This is a genomic window from Pedobacter sp. UBA5917 (assembly GCF_002432345.1).
Classification (GTDB): domain Bacteria; phylum Bacteroidota; class Bacteroidia; order Sphingobacteriales; family Sphingobacteriaceae; genus Pedobacter.
The window spans coordinates 14,524-33,631 of the sequence record NZ_DJDT01000178.1 but is presented as its reverse complement, the minus strand read 5'-3'; the positions used below and the strand labels follow the sequence as shown (position 1 = coordinate 33,631).

The window sequence follows — 19,108 nt, the reverse complement described above, 5'->3', positions numbered from 1 at the left end:
TCGGCTACGCTCAGGAGGTTAACTGGTTAATTGCCCCTTCAAAACGCCAGGCGCCATACGTTAATTTTTGAGGCGATCACTCCAGTTTGGTCATTGCGATCTGATTATTGATCATTTAAAACGCTCAGCGCCTATCACTAACCGATTAATCGTTTTACTAATATTAGAAATTTTTACTTGAATCTGGGAATTTAATTTTCGATGATAAATCTGTCTGCATCTTTTAAAAACGGAAACTGCCTTCTGATTTTAACGAGTTCTTCGTAATTGATGCTAAAAGTATATAAATCTTCGTCCTCGGGCTTGTAGTATACGGTATTTCCGTAAGGATCTAAACACATGGATAATCCGCTGTGGTAAATCTGATTGCCATCGTGCCCAACTCGGTTTACCGCTATTACGTAACTTTGGTTTTCGATTGCCCTTGCAGGGATCAACGCCTTCCAATGTGCCGAGCGCCTGTCGGGCCAGTTTGCAACCAATAGCAATATATCATATTCCTGATCTACATTACGCAACCAAACGGGAAAGCGGAGATCGTAACAGATGGCCAGTCTGATTTTCCAGCCTTTAAGTTCAACGATCAGTTTTTCTTTGCCCGGACTAAAGTGGTTGTCTTCATCGCCCATTCCAAACAGATGCCGTTTATCATAATGCTGGTGTTTTCCATCGGGTTCCATCCAGATTAAACGGTTAAAATATTGGTTGTTTTCCTTTATAATCAAACTTCCGGTAACGACGCAGTTGTACTGATGCGCCATTTTTTGCATCCATTGCATTGTTTTTCCACCCATTTCTTCAGCCAGCGCTTCAGAATTCATACTAAAACCTGTATTGAACATTTCGGGCAAAATGATGATGTCGGTTTTTTCCCGGACACCCATAGATAGCCTTAATGCCAGATTTAACAGGTTTTTTTCAATGTTTTCCCAAAAAAGATAGGCCTGAAAGACAGTTACTTTCAGATTTTCTATTTGAGTATAAACGGGTGCTTCCATTTTTTATAGTTTTTAAACTCGTTAAACGTTTTTTAATTTCTCAGCAGCCTTTTCAAGCGTAGCATCTTCTTTTGCAAAGCAGAAGCGGATAATTTTATGGTCGGTTGCTTTCTGATAAAAAGCAGACACCGGAATGGTAGCCACTCCGAATTCTTTGATCAGGCGCATACTAAAATCAGTATCTTTTTCATCACTGATATTACTGTAGCTTGCACACTGAAAATAAGAACCATTGCAGGGCAAAAGCGTAAAACGGCTTTCGGCTAAAAGACTTCTGAAATAATCTCTTTTCTTTTGAAAGAAACTGGAAAGTCCGGTGTAATTTTTAGGTTGTTTAAGGTATTCGGCAATGGCCTGCTGCATGGGACTATTAACGCTGAAAACGTTAAATTGGTGTACTTTCCTGAATTCTTTGGTAAGTTTTTCTGGAGCCAGACAGTAACCCAGTTTCCATCCGGTAGCATGTAAAAGTTTACCGAACGAGGCTACAATAAAGCTCCGCTGTTTTAATTCGGGGTAAAGCATTACACTTTGGTGTTTTTGTTCATCGTAAATCAGATGTTCGTAAACCTCATCGCTTAAGATTAGAATATCGGTACCGGTTACCAGTTTAATCAAAGATTCCATATCTGCTGATGACAAAATACTTCCGGTAGGGTTCTGCGGTGTATTTAAAATAATCATCCTGGTTTTGGAAGTAAACAGCTTCTTGACCATATCCCAATCTATACCGTAGTCAGGCGGGGCCAGTTCGTAGGTTTTAACCAAACCTCCCAAAAGTTTGATGGTTGGCGCGTAACTATCGTAGGCAGGTTCGAAAATAATGACTTCGTCACCTGCGTTGATAATAGCAGCTAATGCAGTGAAGATAGCCTGTGTGCCTCCAGCGGTAACCGTAATTTCTGTTTCAGGGTTGTATTTTATGTTGTAGAGTTTCTGTACTTTTTCCGAAATCGTTTCTTTTAAAAAAGTAGCGCCGGGCATTGGTGCATATTGGTTAAAACCATCCTTCATGGCTTTATTTACCAATTTAACCAAATCAGGGTCGCAGGCATAATCAGGAAAACCTTGTGATAGATTAATGGCATTGTGTTCTGCCGCAAGTTTACTCATCACCGAAAAAATGGTGGTGCCTACACCAGGAAGTTTAGATTGTATATTCAGCATCGTATAAGCGAAAATAGGAAAAAAAAGCTTAAAGCCTAAACAGGATTGCTAAAAACTAAAATGGAATATGGCAATGAAGTATGATTTTTCAGTCAATTATTATTAAACCCTTCCCCTTGAGTTATGTCTATAAATCAAATGCGCAATAAATCTATCAGTACCGAAATTTGTATTATTTCAAATATAATTTCAGCTTATTTAAAATTATTCCAGATAAACCATTTTCTTTGCATTAAAATCTCAAAAATTCCTAAATGAAATTTAAACACCTAACCGCCATCTTTTTATTGGTCATCACTGCTTCAGCATTTGTGAGCCCCAAAAAAGCTTTAAGAACATTTGTTTCCAATTATGAGAATGTACTGGGTACTTCTTTAGAATTGAAATTTAAAACAACAAATCAGGCAGATGCAGATTTGGCTGAACAGCATGCATTGAATGAAATAGACAGGCTGGATAATATTTTAAGTGCTTACAAAAATTCGAGCGAGTTTAGCAGATGGATGAGAAATGGGAAACAGCCAACCAAAGTTTCTCCAGAGTTATTCGAGGTGTTAGCGCTGTTTGATAGCTATAAAAAAACAACAAATGGTGCCCTTGATGCCTCAGCAGCATTGATTGGTAATGTTTGGAAGAAAGCTACGGCCGAAAACCGTTTACCATCAGCAAATGAATTGGAAAGTGCAGTTACATTGGTTAAACAAAAACATTATCTGTTAGATGAAAAAAATCAAACTGTTACCCGTTTGGATGACGTGCCTTTGGCCTTAAATTCTTTCGCCAAAAGCTACATTATTAACAAAGCTGCAGAAAAAGCCATTCAAACTACAGGAATCGAAAATGTAATGGTAAATATTGGCGGTGATATGGTAATCAGGGGAAGCCAATCAGAAAACATCGCAATAGCGAACCCTAAAGCCGATGCCGAAAATGCTGATGCGCTAACCAACATCAAGGTTTCTAATATGGCCGTAGCTACCAGTGGAAACTATCGCAGGGGATTTAGTGTAAATGGTAAATGGTATTCGCACATTGTTGATCCACGTACGGGAAAGCCAGCCTCAGAGATTATCAGCGCAACGGTAATTGCACCAGATGCGAGCGAAGCAGGCGCTTTAGCTACCTCTTTTAATGTTTTATCTGTTTCGGAAATTGAGCGAACAGTTGCAAACAGAACAGATGTGGCTTATTTATTGGTTACTAAAGACGGTAAAGAAATTAAAAATAAAGCCTGGGATACCTATGAGTTACCTTCAGCTAAAACAGTATCTGCTTTAAATAAAACCAGCTATGCAGATAAACTTTGGAATACGAAATATGAGCTGATTGTAAACTTGGAGATTGCCAATATCGAATCAACCGATGGAAAACGTGTCCGCCGTCCGTTTGTTGCCGTTTGGGTTGAGGATGCCGCTAAAACACCGGTACGTAACCTGGCTATATGGTATAATAAACCCCGTTGGTTACCTGATCTAAAATCATGGAGCCGCTCAAATGGTGATGAATTTAAAAAAGGAGCAGAAGGAAAATTAAGTTCAACCAGTTCTGCTACCCGTGGCCCTGGAAAATACAGTTTATCATGGGATGGAAAAGATGATAGTGGAAACCTGGTAAAAGCAGGAACTTATACCGTTTATATCGAAGTAGCCCGCGAACACGGAACCTATCAGGTAATTTCGAAAGAAATGAAATTTACAGGTTCGGCACAAAAAGTAGAATTAACCCCAAATACAGAATTAGCTTCAGCATCCCTTGACTACAGAAAAATCCCAAAAAAATAATATCGTTGCTGCACCAAGTGGCCTTGGAAAAAAGCCTGTAAAAAAGGATAGCGGAAAAGGCAAAGGGAAGAAGCGTTTAGCTGGTTTATCGCGCTGGCTGCATATTTACCTGTCGATGGTGAGTTTTACCATCCTGTTGTTTTTTGCTGTATCGGGCTTAACTTTAAACCATGCCGATTGGTTTACATCGGGCAAGGAAGTGGTGGTAAAAGATTCAGGTGCGGTAAACTTAAAATGGGTAAACCAGCCTGATACAAATAAAATCAATAAACTACAGTTGGTCGAGTTTTTCAGGAGCAAACATGAAGTAAAAGGAGCTTTGAGTGATTTTAGGATCGATGACCGCGAAATCAGTTTAACCTTTAACGGCCCTGGTTACCTTGCCGATTCTTTTATTGACCGTGAAACAGGTAAATACGAATTAACTACTACAAGGTTTGGTGCCGTGGCCGTTATGAACGATCTGCATAAAGGCAGGGATTCGGGCAAGGCCTGGTCGTGGATAATCGATATTTCAGCAGTGCTGATGACATTGGTCTCCATCTCCGGCATCATCCTGATCTGCTTTATCAAAAAGAAACGCTTAAGTGGTTTTATTATTGCTGCCGTTGGAACGATTATCTGTTATATTATTTACAAGCTATTCGTACCGTAAAACTCAAAACTAAGACATGAAGAAGCAAACCCGTTTTACTTCTTTGTGTCTTAGTGCCTTTGTGGTCGAACAAAATAACGCACCAAAACACAGAGAAATATTATCTTTTATTTAATGTGCTGCAACAGCTGAATCGCCAGAGGCTTCTACTTCCGATGTGATAAATCTCCTGCCAATAAATAAACAGCATAACGCTATAAATGCAGCTGCCGTCATAACCAAAGGCATAGGCACTACAGAATGTTCACTAAACAAACTTACCATTACCGAAGCCAGTGCACCTAAGCCCATCTGTAAGGCACCCATTAAAGCAGAAGCGCTACCTGCATTTTTGGTAAATGGCGCAAGTGATAATGCTGCAGCATTGGGGTTGATCAATCCTAAACAGGCCAAAAACAGGGCAATAAAACCAATGGTAGAGTATAAACCCAGCCAGTTGTTTAAAGCGAAAACCAGAAATATCAAACTGAAAATACATTGCGCAATTAACGCCCAGGTTACTATTTTTTTGCTCGTAAACCATTTTAAAATCACGCTGTTTACCTGGCTAGATCCTATAAACGACACTGATAATAGTGCGAAAATCCAGCCATAACCTGTTTTACTTACTTCATAAATCTTCATAAATACCTGTGGAGATGAAGATACATAAGCGAACAAACCCGAAAAAGTAATCGAACTGATTAATGCGTAAGTATAAAACTGGGGTTCTTTTAAAACGGTAAAGAAACTGGTTAAAATCGGTTTGGGTTTTAATGAATAATTCGGATCGGGTTTATAACTTTCAGGTAACTTGAAAATAGATGCCAGTAACATTAAAACAGCCATTAAACCTAAAAATACAAACACATATTTCCAACCAAGGGCCGAAATCAGGTAGCCACCTGCAGTAGGGGCAAGCATAGGCGAAACTGCGATAACCAGCATTAGCGAAGCAAATACCTTCGGACTTTCTTCCACTGAAAATAGATCCCTAACCATTGCTACCGAAGCAACTGCTGTGGCGCAGCTTCCTATGGCCTGTACAAAACGCAGCACAATTAACTGGTTTACATCGGTTACGGCCAAACAGCAAACCGAAGCTAAAATATAAAGGGCCAAACCAAAATATAATGGCTTTTTCCGCCCAAATTTATCTAAAAGTGGTCCATACAATAACTGGCCTGCCGAAATTCCGATAAAAAAGCTCGATAAAGAAAGTGCTACGGTTGATTCGGTGCTCTTTAAATCTTTTGCAATATCAACAAAACCAGGCAGGTACATATCGATGGAAAATGGACCGAGCGCTGCCAGCGAACCTAAAATAAGTATTAAGAAAAAGTGTTGTTTTTTAGCCATGAAATTACCGGAATTTGATGGCGCAAAGATTGGGAGATTTAAGTTGCCAACCTATTTTTAACGTCGAACGATTGTAAAAATCACCAATTTAATTCAAACTAATTTTACAGTAACAGATATGCGTAATCTTTGTGTTATCTCTGCTAAAAATAAGATCATCCCTGTACCAAAATCTGTGATTTATTTTTAGATTTATAGCCTATGACTTTTAAAACTAAAGAAAGCCGTTTACTGCTCGTTCTGGGTAGCTTTTTTGTGGCCAATGCCATATTATCAGAATTTATCGGGGTTAAATTATTCAGTGTTGAAGAAACATTGGGAATTAAAAAGTTCGATATCAACCTGCTCGGGGTCCCTAATCTTTCATTTGTAATGTCGGCGGGTGTATTAACGTGGCCAATTATTTTTATTATGACGGATATTATTAATGAATATTTCGGTGTAAAACAGGTGCGTTTCCTGTCAATTCTTACCTCAATACTTATTGCATTTGCTTTTTTGGTGGTTTGGGGATCAATGCATTTAAGTGCTGCCGATTTTTGGGTGCATCAGAATATCAATGGGGAAGATCTTAATATGAACAATGCATTTGCCGGGATTTTTGGACAGGGAATGTGGATTATTGTAGGTTCTATCACTGCATTTATTATTGGACAGCTTGCCGATGTTTTAATTTTTCATCGCATTAAAAAGATTACAGGTGAACGGGCTTTATGGCTACGCGCCACCGGTTCGACACTGGTTTCGCAACTGATTGATAGTTTTGTGGTCATTTTTATTGCTTTTTATTTAAATCCGCAGTACCATTACAGCTGGCAAATGGTTGCAGCTATAGGTTTGGTTAACTATACCTATAAATTTATTGTAGCCATTTTAATGACACCTATTTTATATGTGGTGCATGCCATTATTGATGGCTATCTAGGAAAAGACCTTGCCCATAAATTGATAAAAATGGCCGGTAGAGGATAATTTAAACCAAATATACACCGTTATGAGAAACATTTTAATGCTCTTTACTGCGCTTTCGTTGGCAGCCTGTTCAAATAAAGATGAAAGTAAAAAAGACCTTGATATCCAAGGTACCTGGCAATTGATTTCTGCCACAACCATTGATAAAGGAACAAGCCAAACCACAGATTACTCTGGGAAATTGAAAATGATCAAGATGTTTAATAATACCCATTTTGCATTTTTGAAACATAGCCTTGATCCGAAAGATACCACAAGCTTTGATGCAGGAGGCGGAACATTTATTCTAAAAGGAGAGGAGTATACCGAGCACCTTGAATATTATAAAAACAAGAGCTGGGAAGGTAAAACCTTTAATTTTAAACTGGCCATTCATCAGGATACATTAATTCAGAAAGGAATTGAAAAGGTTGAATCCGCCGGGGTTGACCGGGTGATTATTGAAAAATACATCAAGGTAAAACCTTAATTTTTAAAATTCCGTTATCATATTGATTTGTTTTAAAATAAATCATGGTGTTGTTTGTTTTTGAAACATTTCTTATGTTTGTGCTATGGGAAATGAATTATCAAAAAAGGAAATTGGTGAGCGCATTATAAATTTGCGTTCAAAAAAGGGCTTCTCTCAGGATGATCTTGCAAAAAGTATTGGTATTTCCCGTCCATCACTAACCCAAATTGAGCTTGGCAACAGGGGCATTAGTTTTAACGAAATGCAAAAGCTCTCGGTTATTTTGGGCTTTTCTCTGGATGATTTTGTTTCAAGCGATTTTTACAATAAACAACATGCTAAACTGCCGGAGGAGCAGGATGAGGCTATAGTTGAAGAGCGTATTTCTGTACCAACTCTAAACGTAAATAAGTTCAAAAATATTTTGCTTTACATTTTAGAGCGTTGCTCAGGCAAACCAAATGTTGGCGAAACCGTACTGTATAAACTGCTTTATTTTTCTGATTTTAATTATTACGAGTTATACGAAGAACATTTAACCGGTGCCAATTATAAAAAACTGCCTTATGGCCCTGTTCCCCAAAAACTAGATGCAATCATTGATCAAATGATTGAACTGAAACAAATTGAAAAAATCAAAACCGATTATAGGGGCTTTCCCCAAAAACGATTTGTACCCTTAGAAAAAGCCAATTTAACCAAGCTTAAAGCCAGCGAAAAGGATGTAATCGATAAAGTAATCGATCAAATGAGCGATTGGTCTGCCAATGCGATAAGTGATTATTCCCATAAGGATCTACCATGGGAAGTAACGGAGATTGGTAACGATATCAGTTATGAATTGGCATTTTACAGGGAAATACCTTATTCGGTAAGGGTTTATGATGAAGAAGAAAACTAGTCTATGCTCTTTGATTCATTGATAGAGTTTAATAGGGATTTGAAATTTTTATTAAAAAAATATAGAACATTAAATGATGACCTCGAAATAGTAAAAGGGATTCTGAATACGCGCCCCAACCAACAGCCACCGTTTAGTTTTAATATTGATAATTTGGGTTTAAACACCTGTGTTATTAAGATTAAAAAGATGGCCTGTAAATCATTAAAAGGGAAAGGTGTAAATACAGGTCTGAGATTGATTTACGCTTATTTTGCTGAAGAAAAGAAAATCATATTCATTGAGCTTTATCATAAAAACGATAAAGCTAACGAAGATCGCGACAGGATTTTAGCGCATTTTAAATAAAACGCAAAAGGTCGGACTCGCTCCGACCTTTGTACTTAACAACAAAACAAATAAAAAAATTAACCTTAAAAATTAAAATTATAGGGTTGCCAATTCTTCGGCAAAAACATTTTCTGTTAACTGATCCTGTTTGTAAATCTGTCGGCCGGTATAGGCTACAAAAACGGATTTATCCAGAAGCAGATCGCGGTTTTTAATCAAACTTTCCAGTTTAACCGTTCCAACCACATACTTATAGCTATTTGCGGCATAACGCTCGCTGATGTTATCAAACTCCAGTAAAGTGATCAGGTCTTCATCGGCATAACGTAAATAGATTTCCAATAAAATTTCGTCTGTATGTTTTACGCCATTTTCCGAATGGTATTTTTTATACTCGTAACGGTAATCGTAACGTAAAGCAGCAATATCCGAAAGTACAGCCGCACCGGTAGGATGGCCACCGGCACCTTTACCATAGAAAAACTGTTTGTCGGCAAAAGCCGCTTGAACAGCCACGGCATTATATTCGTTTTCTACGTTGTAGAGAAAATCGTCTTTGGTTACCAGTTTAGGTAATACATAAGTAACGATATCTTTTGTGTTTACTTTGCGCGCCGTCGGAACCAATTTGATTTTGAAATTTTTCTCGCGAGCATATTTAATATCATGCGACGAAAGGTTCTGGATACCGATATTTAAAATCGTATCAGGGTTTACAAACAATCCATAAGCATGCGCTGTGGCAATTGCCAGCTTATATTTTGGATCATAACCGCCCACGTCCAAAATCGGATCAGTTTCTGCAAAACCTAAATCCTGCGCTTCTTTCAATGCCGAATCGTAATCCTGGTTTTCGTTGAATATCTTTGAAAGGATGTAATTAGATGATCCGTTAAAAATGCCACTTAAAGCGTGGAAAAGTTCATTGTCGTAGTATTCTTCCAGGTTACGGATAATCGGGATACTGCCACAAACCGCTCCTTCGTACAATAGGGAAGTACCATGTTCCTGCTGCAGATCTACCAATTCTTTTAAGTGAGTGGCGATCATTTTTTTATTGGCAGAAACCACATTTTTACCGTTTTTTAATGCAGTGGTTACAATTTCGTAGGCTGCATCGGCATCATTGATCAGTTCTACAATCGTATTGATTTCTGTATTGTTCAGTATTTCATTACGATCGGTGGTAAACAGATCTTTATTTAGGGTTCGCTTTTTTCTAGGATCTTTTATCGCAATTTTAATGATCTCCAGGTTGAGGTTCTGGCTCTGGATAATGTCCAATAAACCCTGTCCTACAACGCCGAAACCAAATAAACCGATTTTTAAATTCTTACTCATTATGTTAAACTTGATTACACAGATTAGCGGATTGCACCGATTAACTGTGGTTATATTATATTTTGTTTTTGTTAAATTGATTACGCAGATTAGTGGATTACAACAATTTGGTTGTTTCCATTAACCTTCCGCCTTTTACCTTTATGCCCTAAACCTTTCTTCTATCTAGGCCGTTTGCTGCAACTTGATAATCTTCTTGTTACGGCTTTCTTTGATAAAATTTCCGATGATATTGGTTAATGCGTCTGTTTCGATCAGGAAACCGTCATGGCCATAATCAGAATGTAGCGGGGTAAACTCCGCTCCGGTGATATGATCTGCCAAATATTGCTGCTCAGATAACGGAAACAATACATCATTTTCAATTCCGATTACCAGGGTGTTTGCTGTGATCAATTTTAAGGCATCGGCAATACTTTTGCGGTTACGGCCAACGTTGTGGCTATCCATTGCTTTTGTTAAATAATAATAGCTATAGGCATTAAAACGGTTGATCAGTTTTTCCCCCTGATAATTCTGATACGAAGACGACCTGAAATGATCGGTTTTATCGTTTATACTTTCTACCTGTGTGCTGCCATATGCACTGTAAGTTCTATAACTTAAAAGCGCAATGCTACGGGCTGTTTTTAAACCTTTGCTGCCACCATTTGGCTGGTTGGCGTAGAAAGTCCTGTCGGTAGCAATGGCCAAACGCTGACTTTCGTTAAAGGCAATCCCCCATGGAGAATGTGCTGCATTTGTGGCAATTAAAATCAGGTTTTCTATTTTATTGGGTTCAGAAATGCTCCATTCAACTGCCTGTTGTCCACCTAAAGAGCCACCGATCAATAATTTAATATAATCAATGCCAAGGTGTGCAGCCAGTAACTGATGGGCCGAAACCATATCTCGGATGGTAAACTGCGGAAATGAAAGATAATAAGGCAAGCCATTAACCGGATTGATATTTAACGGACTGGTACTACCATAGTGCGAGCCCAAAACGTTTGCGCAAACGATGTAATGATCTTCCGGATTGAACAGGGCATTTTGCCCGAACAAACCTTCCCACCATTCAAAAACATCTGCATTTGCCGTAAGTGCATGGCAAACCCAGATTACATTATCCTTAGCCGCATTTAATTTGCCGTAAGTTTGATAAGCAATCTGCAGGTTGCGGATCTTTTTCCCGCTCTCTAATTTAAACTGTTTATTATAATTGTATACTGATGCTGTACTCATGTTTTGTTGTATTCGGAAAAATGAACGGGTTTAGGCTAATAAACTCTCTACTGGAACCGGCACGTTGACGGCTGCAAAAGCCTGTTCGAAATCGGCTTTAATATCGTCGATGTGCTCAATACCGACTGAAACCCGTAATGCGTTTGGTTTTACCCCAGCTGCTAACTGCTCGGCTTCGCTTAATTGCTGGTGTGTAGTTGCCGAAGGCTGGATAATTAATGTTTTGGCATCGCCCACATTTGCGAGGTGCGAAACCAGTTTTAAACTATCGATTACCTGTGTGGCATTTTCTTTACTTCCTTCCAATTCGAAAGATAGAACAGCGCCAAAACCGTTACTTAAATATTTTTTTGCCAGGTTGTTGTATTTGCTGCTCGCTAAGCCCGGGTATTGTACTTCTTTAACCAATGGATGATTTTCTAACCAGGTGGCCAGTTCTAAAGCATTATCAACATGGCGTTGTACACGTAGCGATAACGTTTCTAAACCCTGTAATAAAAGGAAAGAGTTGAAAGGCGACAGGGCAGGACCTAAATCCCGTAAACCCTCAACACGTGCGCGGATAATAAACTGGATGTTGCCGAAAGGTCCGCCGATGCCAAAAACATCACTGAAAACCAAACCGTGATAACCTTCTGATGGCTCAGAAAATTGAGGGAATTTTCCATTGCCCCAGTTGTAATTTCCGCCATCAATGATTACACCGCCGATACTTGTTCCATGTCCGCCAATCCACTTTGTGGCTGATTCTACCACAATATTAGCGCCATGCTCTAAAGGTTTAAACAGGTAACCGCCAGCGCCAAATGTATTATCAACTACTAAAGGAAGATCATATTTTTTTGCAATTGCGGCAATTTTCTCAAAATCGGGCACACTGAATGCAGGATTACCAATGGTTTCGAGATAAATGGCTTTGGTTTTATCGGTGATTTGATTTTCAAATTCTTCAGGTACATCCGGATTGGCAAAATCTACCTGTATGCCCAAACGTTTAAAAGCAACTTTAAACTGGTTGTAAGTTCCTCCGTAAATGTGCGAAGAAGAAACAATACTATCGCCAGCTTGCAAAATATTATTCAATGCAATAAACTGGGCCGCCTGACCAGATGCCACAGCCAAAGCAGCTACACCGCCCTCTAATGCTGCGATACGCTTTTCGAAAACATCATTGGTAGGATTCATAATCCTGGTGTAGATATTTCCGAACTCTTTTAGCGCAAATAAATTAGCGCCGTGCTCGGCGTTGTTAAATCCGTAAGAAGTAGTTTGATAAATTGGCACTGCCCTCGAACCTGTTGTTGGATCTATTTCCTGACCAGCGTGTAATTGTAATGTTTCAAATTTATATGATGTAGACATGATTTCTGTTTTATTTGTTAAACGATTGGATATTGCAGTTTAGGTTGATCCTAAAACCTAGCATGGCGTATCCCGATTTTTCGGGACCTTCCAGTTTGAAAAGAAACAAAAAAGGAAGATTTTTAGATTACTGTATGCAACAGCACATACAGGTAATCGCACGCATATCGCAACAAATAAAAGAAATAGAAGATTTTTCTACTGTTTTAAGGTTTACGTAGGGCTCGCTTAGCGATTGAAGATTTAATGTTTTCATCAGTTCTAATTTATATCTCCAAATAACACCGTGTTATCCGGTCAGGAATTGGCACCTTCTCTTTCTGAGGGTTGCCAGTGGGTCTTAGAGCCAGTCTCTCGCCACTTCTTTATAAATCAACCTGTTTAGATTGACTTTTATTTAGCTTTCCGCCAAATAATATTTCAAATGTCTGAAATTAATTTTAATCCACAAAATAAAATTTTGAATTTAAGTTAACTTATTGATAATGAATTCGCTAAATTTATAATTTATTAACCGTTTAAAACTTTTAACACAAAATTAATACTTAAAATGATAAGTTTGTTGCCTATCTAAATCTAATCATAATGAAAAACACAAAATCCCTGTGTTTAGGCTTGCTCTTTGTTTTGGCAGGTTTAAACAATGTAAATGCCCAGTTTGGAGGCTTAAAAGATAAATTATTAAAAGTTGGAACTGCCCAGGGGGCAAAGGCTTTAGGGGTAGACAAGTTTTTAAAACAACCTGCCGCTATTACAACCAGCTTTGAAGATGTGAATAGGGAAGGCGAAAAAATGCCCGACTTTATCAACTCACTGAAATTAAAAGCCCAGCCATTGTATCTATTGCCCAAAAATCCGGAACGTGGTTTTGTTTTATGTGAAGGACTATACGAAATGACCAATAAGAGTTATTGCTTAAAAGCCGGAACTTTTGCGCCATCAAAGGGAGATGGTTATATGTTTGCACCGGTTTTGGGTCCGAAAGAAGAAATTGTGGTTTCTATCATTAAAAGTGCCGAAAAACATCCTGATGTAGAGCAGCACGATATACAGGCCTTGCTTTGGACGATTATTGCCAGAACAAAATTTGCCGATTATAACGGTCAGGTTAAATTAACCGCTATAAAATTATTAACAACCAAACAGCTTACCCAATTGGAAGGTGGTGCATTGGGTGTTCTGCCATTTGATGTGATGGAAAAGGCTAAAGATCAGTTACCATCGGGTGTGAGGGCTGTTTTTGAAGCCGAAAATAATATCCGCCAATTGGTGGCTTCAGGTAATTATACTTATGCCGACCTGGAGAAATATGCTATTGTTGCCGGAATGGCGCCACCACGTAGCGATGTGCCCAGTGGTATCTGGACGAAACATCCTGATGGCTATTATGTACGTTATTTCCCTTCAGGATATTCGATTACCAAAGTTCAGGTATATGTACCAAAAGAGCTATTGGCTAACGGGAATAAACTGGTTTATGATGCAGCTGGGGATATTGCCTGTCCGGCAAATACAGGCTCGCAACGTTTGGCGCAGACCAATGAGCCATTAGAAGCCAATTATTCGCTCAAACTGACAACTATTTGTAATCCGAAATAGATTTAATAAAAACCTATAAAGTCTTAGAGACCTTATAGGTTTTTTATTGTCCTCGTTTGTAACGAGGATTATTGAGATGTGCATTTTTAATGCACAAAGAGAGAAATTCATACAGCGATAGAATCGCTTTTCTCGTGCATCCTCATTAAAAACGAGGACGATGTTAAACTATATACTTAATTTATCCTAGCGCCTGCGCTAAATCGGCGATAATATCTTCAACATGTTCCAATCCAACCGAAATACGGAGCAGGTTTTTCGGTGTTGTACTATCTGGTCCCTCTACCGAATAACGGTGTTCAATCAGGCTTTCTACACCACCTAAACTGGTAGCCTGTGCAAACAGCTGTACTTTATTTACCACTTTATGTGCAGCAGCTGCATCGCCTTTTACTAAAAAGGACATCATTCCGCTAAAATCTTTCATTTGTTTTTTTGCAATTTCATGCTGTGGGTGACTTTCCAGTCCCGGATAAAAAACGGCCTCCACATTAGGGTGCTGGTTTAAATAATCGGCCACTTTTTTTCCGTTTTCGCAGTGTCCTTTCATACGGTAAGCTAATGTTTTAATGCTTCGGGTTAATAAAAAACAATCGAAAGGTGCAGGTACAGCACCACCGGTTTGTTGTATGTTTTTAATACGATCCCATAGTTCATCTTTTTTAGCAGTAACTAAAATTCCACCAAGAACATCACTATGTCCGCCTAAATATTTGGTGCTGCTATGCATTACAATATCAGCACCCAACAAGATTGGGTTTTGTAAAATAGGAGAGGCAAAAGTACTATCGCATACCAGAGGAATATTTTTAGCTTTAGCTATTTTGGCAATTTCTTCAATATCTGTCACTTTTAACAGTGGATTTGATGGCGTTTCGATCCAGATAAGCTGTGTATTTGGTTTAATACTGGCTTTGATCAGATTCAAATCAGTTTGATCGATAAAATCGAATTCCAAACTTTCATTAAAAATGGTGAGCAGCTGTTTTTTTATTCCCCAGTACATATCATCAGGAGCTATGATATGACTGCAGGGCTTTAATGCCTGGAACATGGCCAATCCACAGGTATTTCCAGAAGAAAAGGCCGCCGCATCTTCGCCATATTCTAATTTGGCTACAGTGTTTTCTAAAGCAGACCGGTTTGGATTGCTTACCCTGCTATACATGTGTCCGCCGGGGTAGCCACCATCCTCGCCACGAAAAAAAGTTGTGGATAGATTAATAGGCGGCGTAACATCACCTGTAGTGGTTTTTACAAGATTAGAGGCGTGAATAGCAAGGGTTTCGGGTTTCATCATTATTGAAGGTGGTATAAGTAATATCGAAATGCAATTTAATAATTTGGCGCTAATTTAAGGTTCGTAACGGTTTTGGCAAGATTTATGTAACAAGTTTGACGAAATTAAATTAAACAAAAATGAAAAGATTATTTATAGCTATCGCAATAGCATGTTCTACTTTAGTAATGTTACAAAGCTGCAATACCGCAAAAAGGGTAACTGCTGGTGTTACGGGTAGCAGAGGTACAGTTGTTCGCGACTGGGTAGTAAGTAATGTAGCTTTAGAAGGATTGCCTGATGGCGCAGTACAGGGCTTGTTTGGCGAAAAATCGTACAAATGTTTTCAGGGCAGTACCTGGCATTTAACCAATAGTGGTAATGGTTCGTATACTTTGCCTGCATCAAGCGCATGCGGTTCGGTAATGCAAACTATTTTCTGGTCGGCGGCACCTAAAGATCAGACTTTCCAGTTCAAAAAAATATTTGAAGGCGATAAAGCTAAAAACGTAGCAGAAGGTTACCGTTTGGTTCTAACAGACCTATCGAGCACACAGATGATCTTAAAATCACCGATCGAATTTGGAGGTAGAACTGCAAATATCGTGTTAACTTTTGTGCCTGCGGCAAGATAATTTAATTTACCTACGAAAAACATACATTGAAAGCACTTCTGAAAAGAGGTGCTTTTTTGTTGTAACTTTTTTCCAAAGCGTCGTCATTTCGAGCGGAGTGCAACGCAGTCGAGAACCCGAAGGCTCAGCGAAGCTAAATCTATCTCGAGATAGATTTCTCTCCCGAATATTCGGGACTATGCTTCAGTCGAAATGACGATTAAAAGGAAAAATCGCGGTTTGTTACAAGAAAATGATTTTGAAATCATCCCATTATTGTATTTTTGTTCAAAATAAATCAGGAATGAATACAACTGAGCAAGTTGAAAAAATATTAGCTGATACCAATTTATCAACTGAATTACAAAACATAGCACACAAAGTTCTTCACGGAGAGCGCATTACATTTGACGAGGGGGTATACCTTTACGAACATGCCGAATTAGGTTACCTCGGTGTCCTTGCAAATTTTATCCGTGAGCAAAAACATGGTGATAAAACTTATTTTAATCGCAATTTCCACTTAGAGCCAACCAATCTTTGTGTTTACGACTGTAAATTCTGTTCTTATTCGCGTTTATTAAAACAAAAAGAAGAGGGCTGGGCATTAACGATGGAACAGATGCTTGATATCGTTAAAAAATATGACGGTGAGCCTGTAACCGAAGTACATATTGTAGGCGGAGTGCTTCCACAATATGATGTAGCTTTTTATTCGGCACTATTTACTGCAATTAAACAGCACCGTCCCGATCTGCATGTAAAAGCATTAACACCTGTTGAATATCATTATATTTTTAAGAAAGCCAAAATCGATTACGCAACAGGTATGCGTTTGATGAAAGAAGCCGGACTGGAGTCGATACCGGGTGGGGGAGCTGAAATTTTTCACCCTGAAGTGAGAGAGCAGATCGCCAAGGATAAATGTACCGGGCAGCAATGGCTGGATATACACGAAGAATGGCATAAGTTGGGTATGAGAAGTAATGCTACAATGCTTTACGGACATATCGAAAAATACTGGCACCGTGTAGATCATATGGAGAAACTCCGTGAACTGCAGGACCGCACAGGTGGTTTCCAAACCTTTATCCCGTTAAAGTTCAGAAATCAGCACAACCAGATGAGCAATGTGCCCGAATCATCAGTAATTGAAGATTTAAGGAATTATGCCATTGCCCGTATCTATATGGATAATTTCGATCATATTAAGGCTTATTGGGCAATGATCAGTCGCGAAACAGCCCAGTTATCTTTAAATTACGGCGTAGATGATATCGACGGTACTTTGGATGATACTACTAAAATATACTCTATGGCCGGCGCAGAAGAGCAAACGCCTGCAATGAGTACCAAAGAACTGGTTAATCTGATTAAACAGGTTGGCAGAAAAGCAATAGAACGCGATACGCTATATAATGTGGTTACTGATTTCGAGCATGTGGTTTTCGAAGAAGAGAAAAAGCCCCAATATTATAAACTACCGGTAGTAAATTAGGATTGTTATGATGATAGGATTTTAGGATCGTATCGAAAAAACACATAACCTATTAAATATAAATCCTGATATCCTATAATCTAAAAAATCCTATTTAATGGTCAAAGAAATATACATCATCCGCCACGGCGAAACGGAACTTAACAGACAGGGCATAGTACAGGGCAGAGGTATAAATGCTGACTTAAATGATTTAGGAAGGGCACAGGCAGAAGCTTTTTATCAAACTTATAAACACATTCCTTTTGATAAAATTTATACTTCTGATTTAAAGCGCACCTGGCAAACTGTGCAGAAATTTATTGATTCGAAACTGCCATGGGAAAAACTTTCTGGATTGGATGAGCTGGCCTGGGGTGTTTGGGAGGGAAAACCGAATACCGAGGATGCACGCGATGCTTTCCGCGAGATGTTGCAGAGTTGGGAGAATGGTGATTATGCGGCTCATTTTGAAGGTGGTGAAAGTGTGCAGGATGTTTACGAACGCCTAAAACAGCCAATGCAGGTTTTAATGAGCAGACCAGAGGAAAAAACAGTGCTGCTTTGCATGCATGGCAGGGCAATGCGTGTTTTCCTTTGTTTGCTATTGGGTAAGCCATTAAGCGAAATGACTGAATTCCCTCATCAGAATACTGTACTTTATAAAATGGGATTTGAGGATGGAAAATTTACCGTGCTTGAATTTAACAGTGCCGTTCATCTGGACGGTTTAGTAATTGGATAGCTTCAAGATACCCCGTCATCCTGAACTTGTTTCAGGATCTGTTAGAATAGATGCTGAAATAAATTCAGCATGACGGCAATAATAAAAAACACAACACCTTGAATAAGATTAAAATATCGGCTGTTGCATACACCAACACCAAAGCTTTTATATACGGATTAGAACATTCGGATATTATAAATAAAATTGATTTAAGTTTAGATATCCCTTCAGATTGTGCGGCTAAAGTAATTAACGGTCAGGTTGATATCGGTTTAATGCCTGTTGCAGCGATTCCATTGGTGCCAAATGCAAATATTATAGCCGATTACTGCATAGGTAGCGATGGCGGTGTTAATTCGGTATTCATTTTTAGCGAAGTTCCGGCAGCGGAAATTAAAACGGTAAGGCTCGATGCCCATTCGCGTACATCGAACAACCTGGCAAAGGTATTATTGAAATTCCACTGGAAAAAGGAAGTAGAATTTACGACCGATCCTAACGCCAAAACAGATGCTTTTGTTTTAATCGGTGATAGAACTTTTGGCAAAAAAGATGATTTCGCCTATGCTTATGATATGGGTGAGGAGTGGAAAAAATTAACCGGATTACCATTTATGTATGCCGCCTGGGTGGCCAATAAAGAAATTCCAGAAGAATTTAAGGCTGAGTTTAATACAGCTTTAAAATTTGGTTTAGATCATAGAAAAGAAGTTTTGCTGGAATTACCAGAATCGCCAAATTTCGATTTGGAAGATTATTTATACCATAAGCTTCAATTTGATGTAACCGACGACCGCAAAAAAGCATTAAATTTGTTTTTGGGGTATATTGAGCAGTTATAAAATAGAATCGCTTTTTACAGAATCAAATCCTAAATTAGCTTTAAATCCAT

Annotated in this window: 18 protein-coding genes and 1 riboswitch; of the genes, 11 read left to right on the top strand and 7 right to left on the bottom strand. The window is 38.8% G+C overall.

Translation table 11 applies throughout. The features are described 5' to 3' along the window. Positions 1-191: 191 nt before the first annotated feature. A complete protein-coding gene (locus B2V92_RS11710; RefSeq protein ID WP_293308076.1) occupies positions 192-998 on the bottom strand; it encodes a nitrilase family protein in 807 nt (268 codons plus the stop codon). Between the two features lie 21 nt (positions 999-1,019). Then, the gene (locus B2V92_RS11705) at positions 1,020-2,165 is read right to left on the bottom strand and encodes a methionine aminotransferase (RefSeq protein WP_293308074.1); all 1,146 of its coding nucleotides are present in this window, start codon (positions 2,163-2,165) and stop codon (positions 1,020-1,022) included. A 254-nt stretch (positions 2,166-2,419) separates the two neighbouring features. Here B2V92_RS11705 and B2V92_RS11700 point away from each other — a divergent pair, with 254 nt between their 5' ends. Further along, on the top strand, positions 2,420-3,946 hold the full coding sequence (locus B2V92_RS11700) for a DUF2271 domain-containing protein (protein WP_293308072.1): 1,527 nt from the start codon (positions 2,420-2,422) through the stop codon (positions 3,944-3,946). Then, a complete protein-coding gene (locus B2V92_RS11695; RefSeq protein WP_293308070.1) occupies positions 3,918-4,601 on the top strand; it encodes a PepSY-associated TM helix domain-containing protein in 684 nt (227 codons plus the stop codon). Before B2V92_RS11700 ends, B2V92_RS11695 begins: the two co-directional genes overlap by 29 nt. 111 nt (positions 4,602-4,712) lie before the next feature. Here B2V92_RS11695 and B2V92_RS11690 read toward each other — a convergent pair whose 3' ends face one another. After that, positions 4,713-5,939, bottom strand: coding sequence for a multidrug effflux MFS transporter (locus B2V92_RS11690; protein WP_293308068.1), 1,227 nt, complete (start codon positions 5,937-5,939; stop codon positions 4,713-4,715). Positions 5,940-6,140: 201 nt separating this feature from the next. On the opposite strand from B2V92_RS11690, the gene B2V92_RS11685 reads away from it, so the two are divergent. The 4 genes from B2V92_RS11685 (at position 6,141) to B2V92_RS11670 (ending at position 8,611) form a co-directional block, all read left to right on the top strand. Then, positions 6,141-6,911, top strand: a complete 771-nt coding sequence (locus B2V92_RS11685; protein WP_293308066.1) for a queuosine precursor transporter — start codon at positions 6,141-6,143, stop codon at positions 6,909-6,911. Between the two features lie 22 nt (positions 6,912-6,933). Then, complete coding sequence (locus B2V92_RS11680) at positions 6,934-7,380, top strand: hypothetical protein (RefSeq protein ID WP_293308064.1); 447 nt, start codon at positions 6,934-6,936, stop codon at positions 7,378-7,380. Positions 7,381-7,465: 85 nt separating this feature from the next. Then, positions 7,466-8,263 carry a type II toxin-antitoxin system antitoxin SocA domain-containing protein gene (locus B2V92_RS11675; RefSeq protein ID WP_293308062.1) on the top strand — a complete coding sequence of 266 codons (798 nt, stop codon included), beginning with the start codon at positions 7,466-7,468 and terminating at the stop codon, positions 8,261-8,263. Positions 8,264-8,302: 39 nt separating this feature from the next. Next, positions 8,303-8,611 carry a hypothetical protein gene (locus B2V92_RS11670; protein ID WP_293308060.1) on the top strand — a complete coding sequence of 103 codons (309 nt, stop codon included), beginning with the start codon at positions 8,303-8,305 and terminating at the stop codon, positions 8,609-8,611. A gap of 78 nt (positions 8,612-8,689) precedes the next feature. Here B2V92_RS11670 and B2V92_RS11665 read toward each other — a convergent pair whose 3' ends face one another. The 3 genes from B2V92_RS11665 to B2V92_RS11655 all read right to left on the bottom strand — a co-directional run bounded on the left by B2V92_RS11665 (position 8,690) and on the right by B2V92_RS11655 (position 12,520). Next, a complete protein-coding gene (locus tag B2V92_RS11665; protein WP_293308058.1) occupies positions 8,690-9,934 on the bottom strand; it encodes a homoserine dehydrogenase in 1,245 nt (414 codons plus the stop codon). Between the two features lie 165 nt (positions 9,935-10,099). After that, complete coding sequence (locus B2V92_RS11660) at positions 10,100-11,158, bottom strand: homoserine O-acetyltransferase family protein (protein ID WP_293308056.1); 1,059 nt, start codon at positions 11,156-11,158, stop codon at positions 10,100-10,102. 30 nt (positions 11,159-11,188) lie between these two features. Beyond that, positions 11,189-12,520 (bottom strand): O-acetylhomoserine aminocarboxypropyltransferase/cysteine synthase family protein, encoded by a 1,332-nt coding sequence (locus B2V92_RS11655; RefSeq protein WP_293308054.1) that lies wholly within the window; start codon positions 12,518-12,520, stop codon positions 11,189-11,191. A gap of 263 nt (positions 12,521-12,783) precedes the next feature. Further along, positions 12,784-12,894: riboswitch (SAM riboswitch) on the bottom strand. Between the two features lie 211 nt (positions 12,895-13,105). On the opposite strand from B2V92_RS11655, the gene B2V92_RS11650 reads away from it, so the two are divergent. Continuing rightward, positions 13,106-14,119: a hypothetical protein gene (locus B2V92_RS11650; RefSeq protein ID WP_293308052.1), complete on the top strand. Its 1,014-nt coding sequence runs from the start codon at positions 13,106-13,108 to the stop codon at positions 14,117-14,119. A 181-nt stretch (positions 14,120-14,300) separates the two neighbouring features. Here B2V92_RS11650 and B2V92_RS11645 read toward each other — a convergent pair whose 3' ends face one another. Then, on the bottom strand, positions 14,301-15,416 hold the full coding sequence (locus B2V92_RS11645) for a trans-sulfuration enzyme family protein (RefSeq protein ID WP_293308078.1): 1,116 nt from the start codon (positions 15,414-15,416) through the stop codon (positions 14,301-14,303). Between the two features lie 122 nt (positions 15,417-15,538). Between B2V92_RS11645 and B2V92_RS11640 the strand changes: the two genes are divergently transcribed. The 4 genes from B2V92_RS11640 to B2V92_RS11625 all read left to right on the top strand — a co-directional run bounded on the left by B2V92_RS11640 (position 15,539) and on the right by B2V92_RS11625 (position 19,058). Next, positions 15,539-16,033, top strand: coding sequence for a hypothetical protein (locus tag B2V92_RS11640; protein ID WP_293308050.1), 495 nt, complete (start codon positions 15,539-15,541; stop codon positions 16,031-16,033). A gap of 283 nt (positions 16,034-16,316) precedes the next feature. Next, on the top strand, positions 16,317-17,510 hold the full coding sequence (gene mqnE / locus B2V92_RS11635) for an aminofutalosine synthase MqnE (RefSeq protein WP_293308048.1): 1,194 nt from the start codon (positions 16,317-16,319) through the stop codon (positions 17,508-17,510). A gap of 97 nt (positions 17,511-17,607) precedes the next feature. Beyond that, complete coding sequence (locus tag B2V92_RS11630) at positions 17,608-18,234, top strand: histidine phosphatase family protein (protein WP_293308046.1); 627 nt, start codon at positions 17,608-17,610, stop codon at positions 18,232-18,234. A 98-nt stretch (positions 18,235-18,332) separates the two neighbouring features. Beyond that, complete coding sequence (locus B2V92_RS11625; RefSeq protein ID WP_293308044.1) at positions 18,333-19,058, top strand: menaquinone biosynthetic enzyme MqnA/MqnD family protein; 726 nt, start codon at positions 18,333-18,335, stop codon at positions 19,056-19,058. Positions 19,059-19,108: the final 50 nt, after the last annotated feature.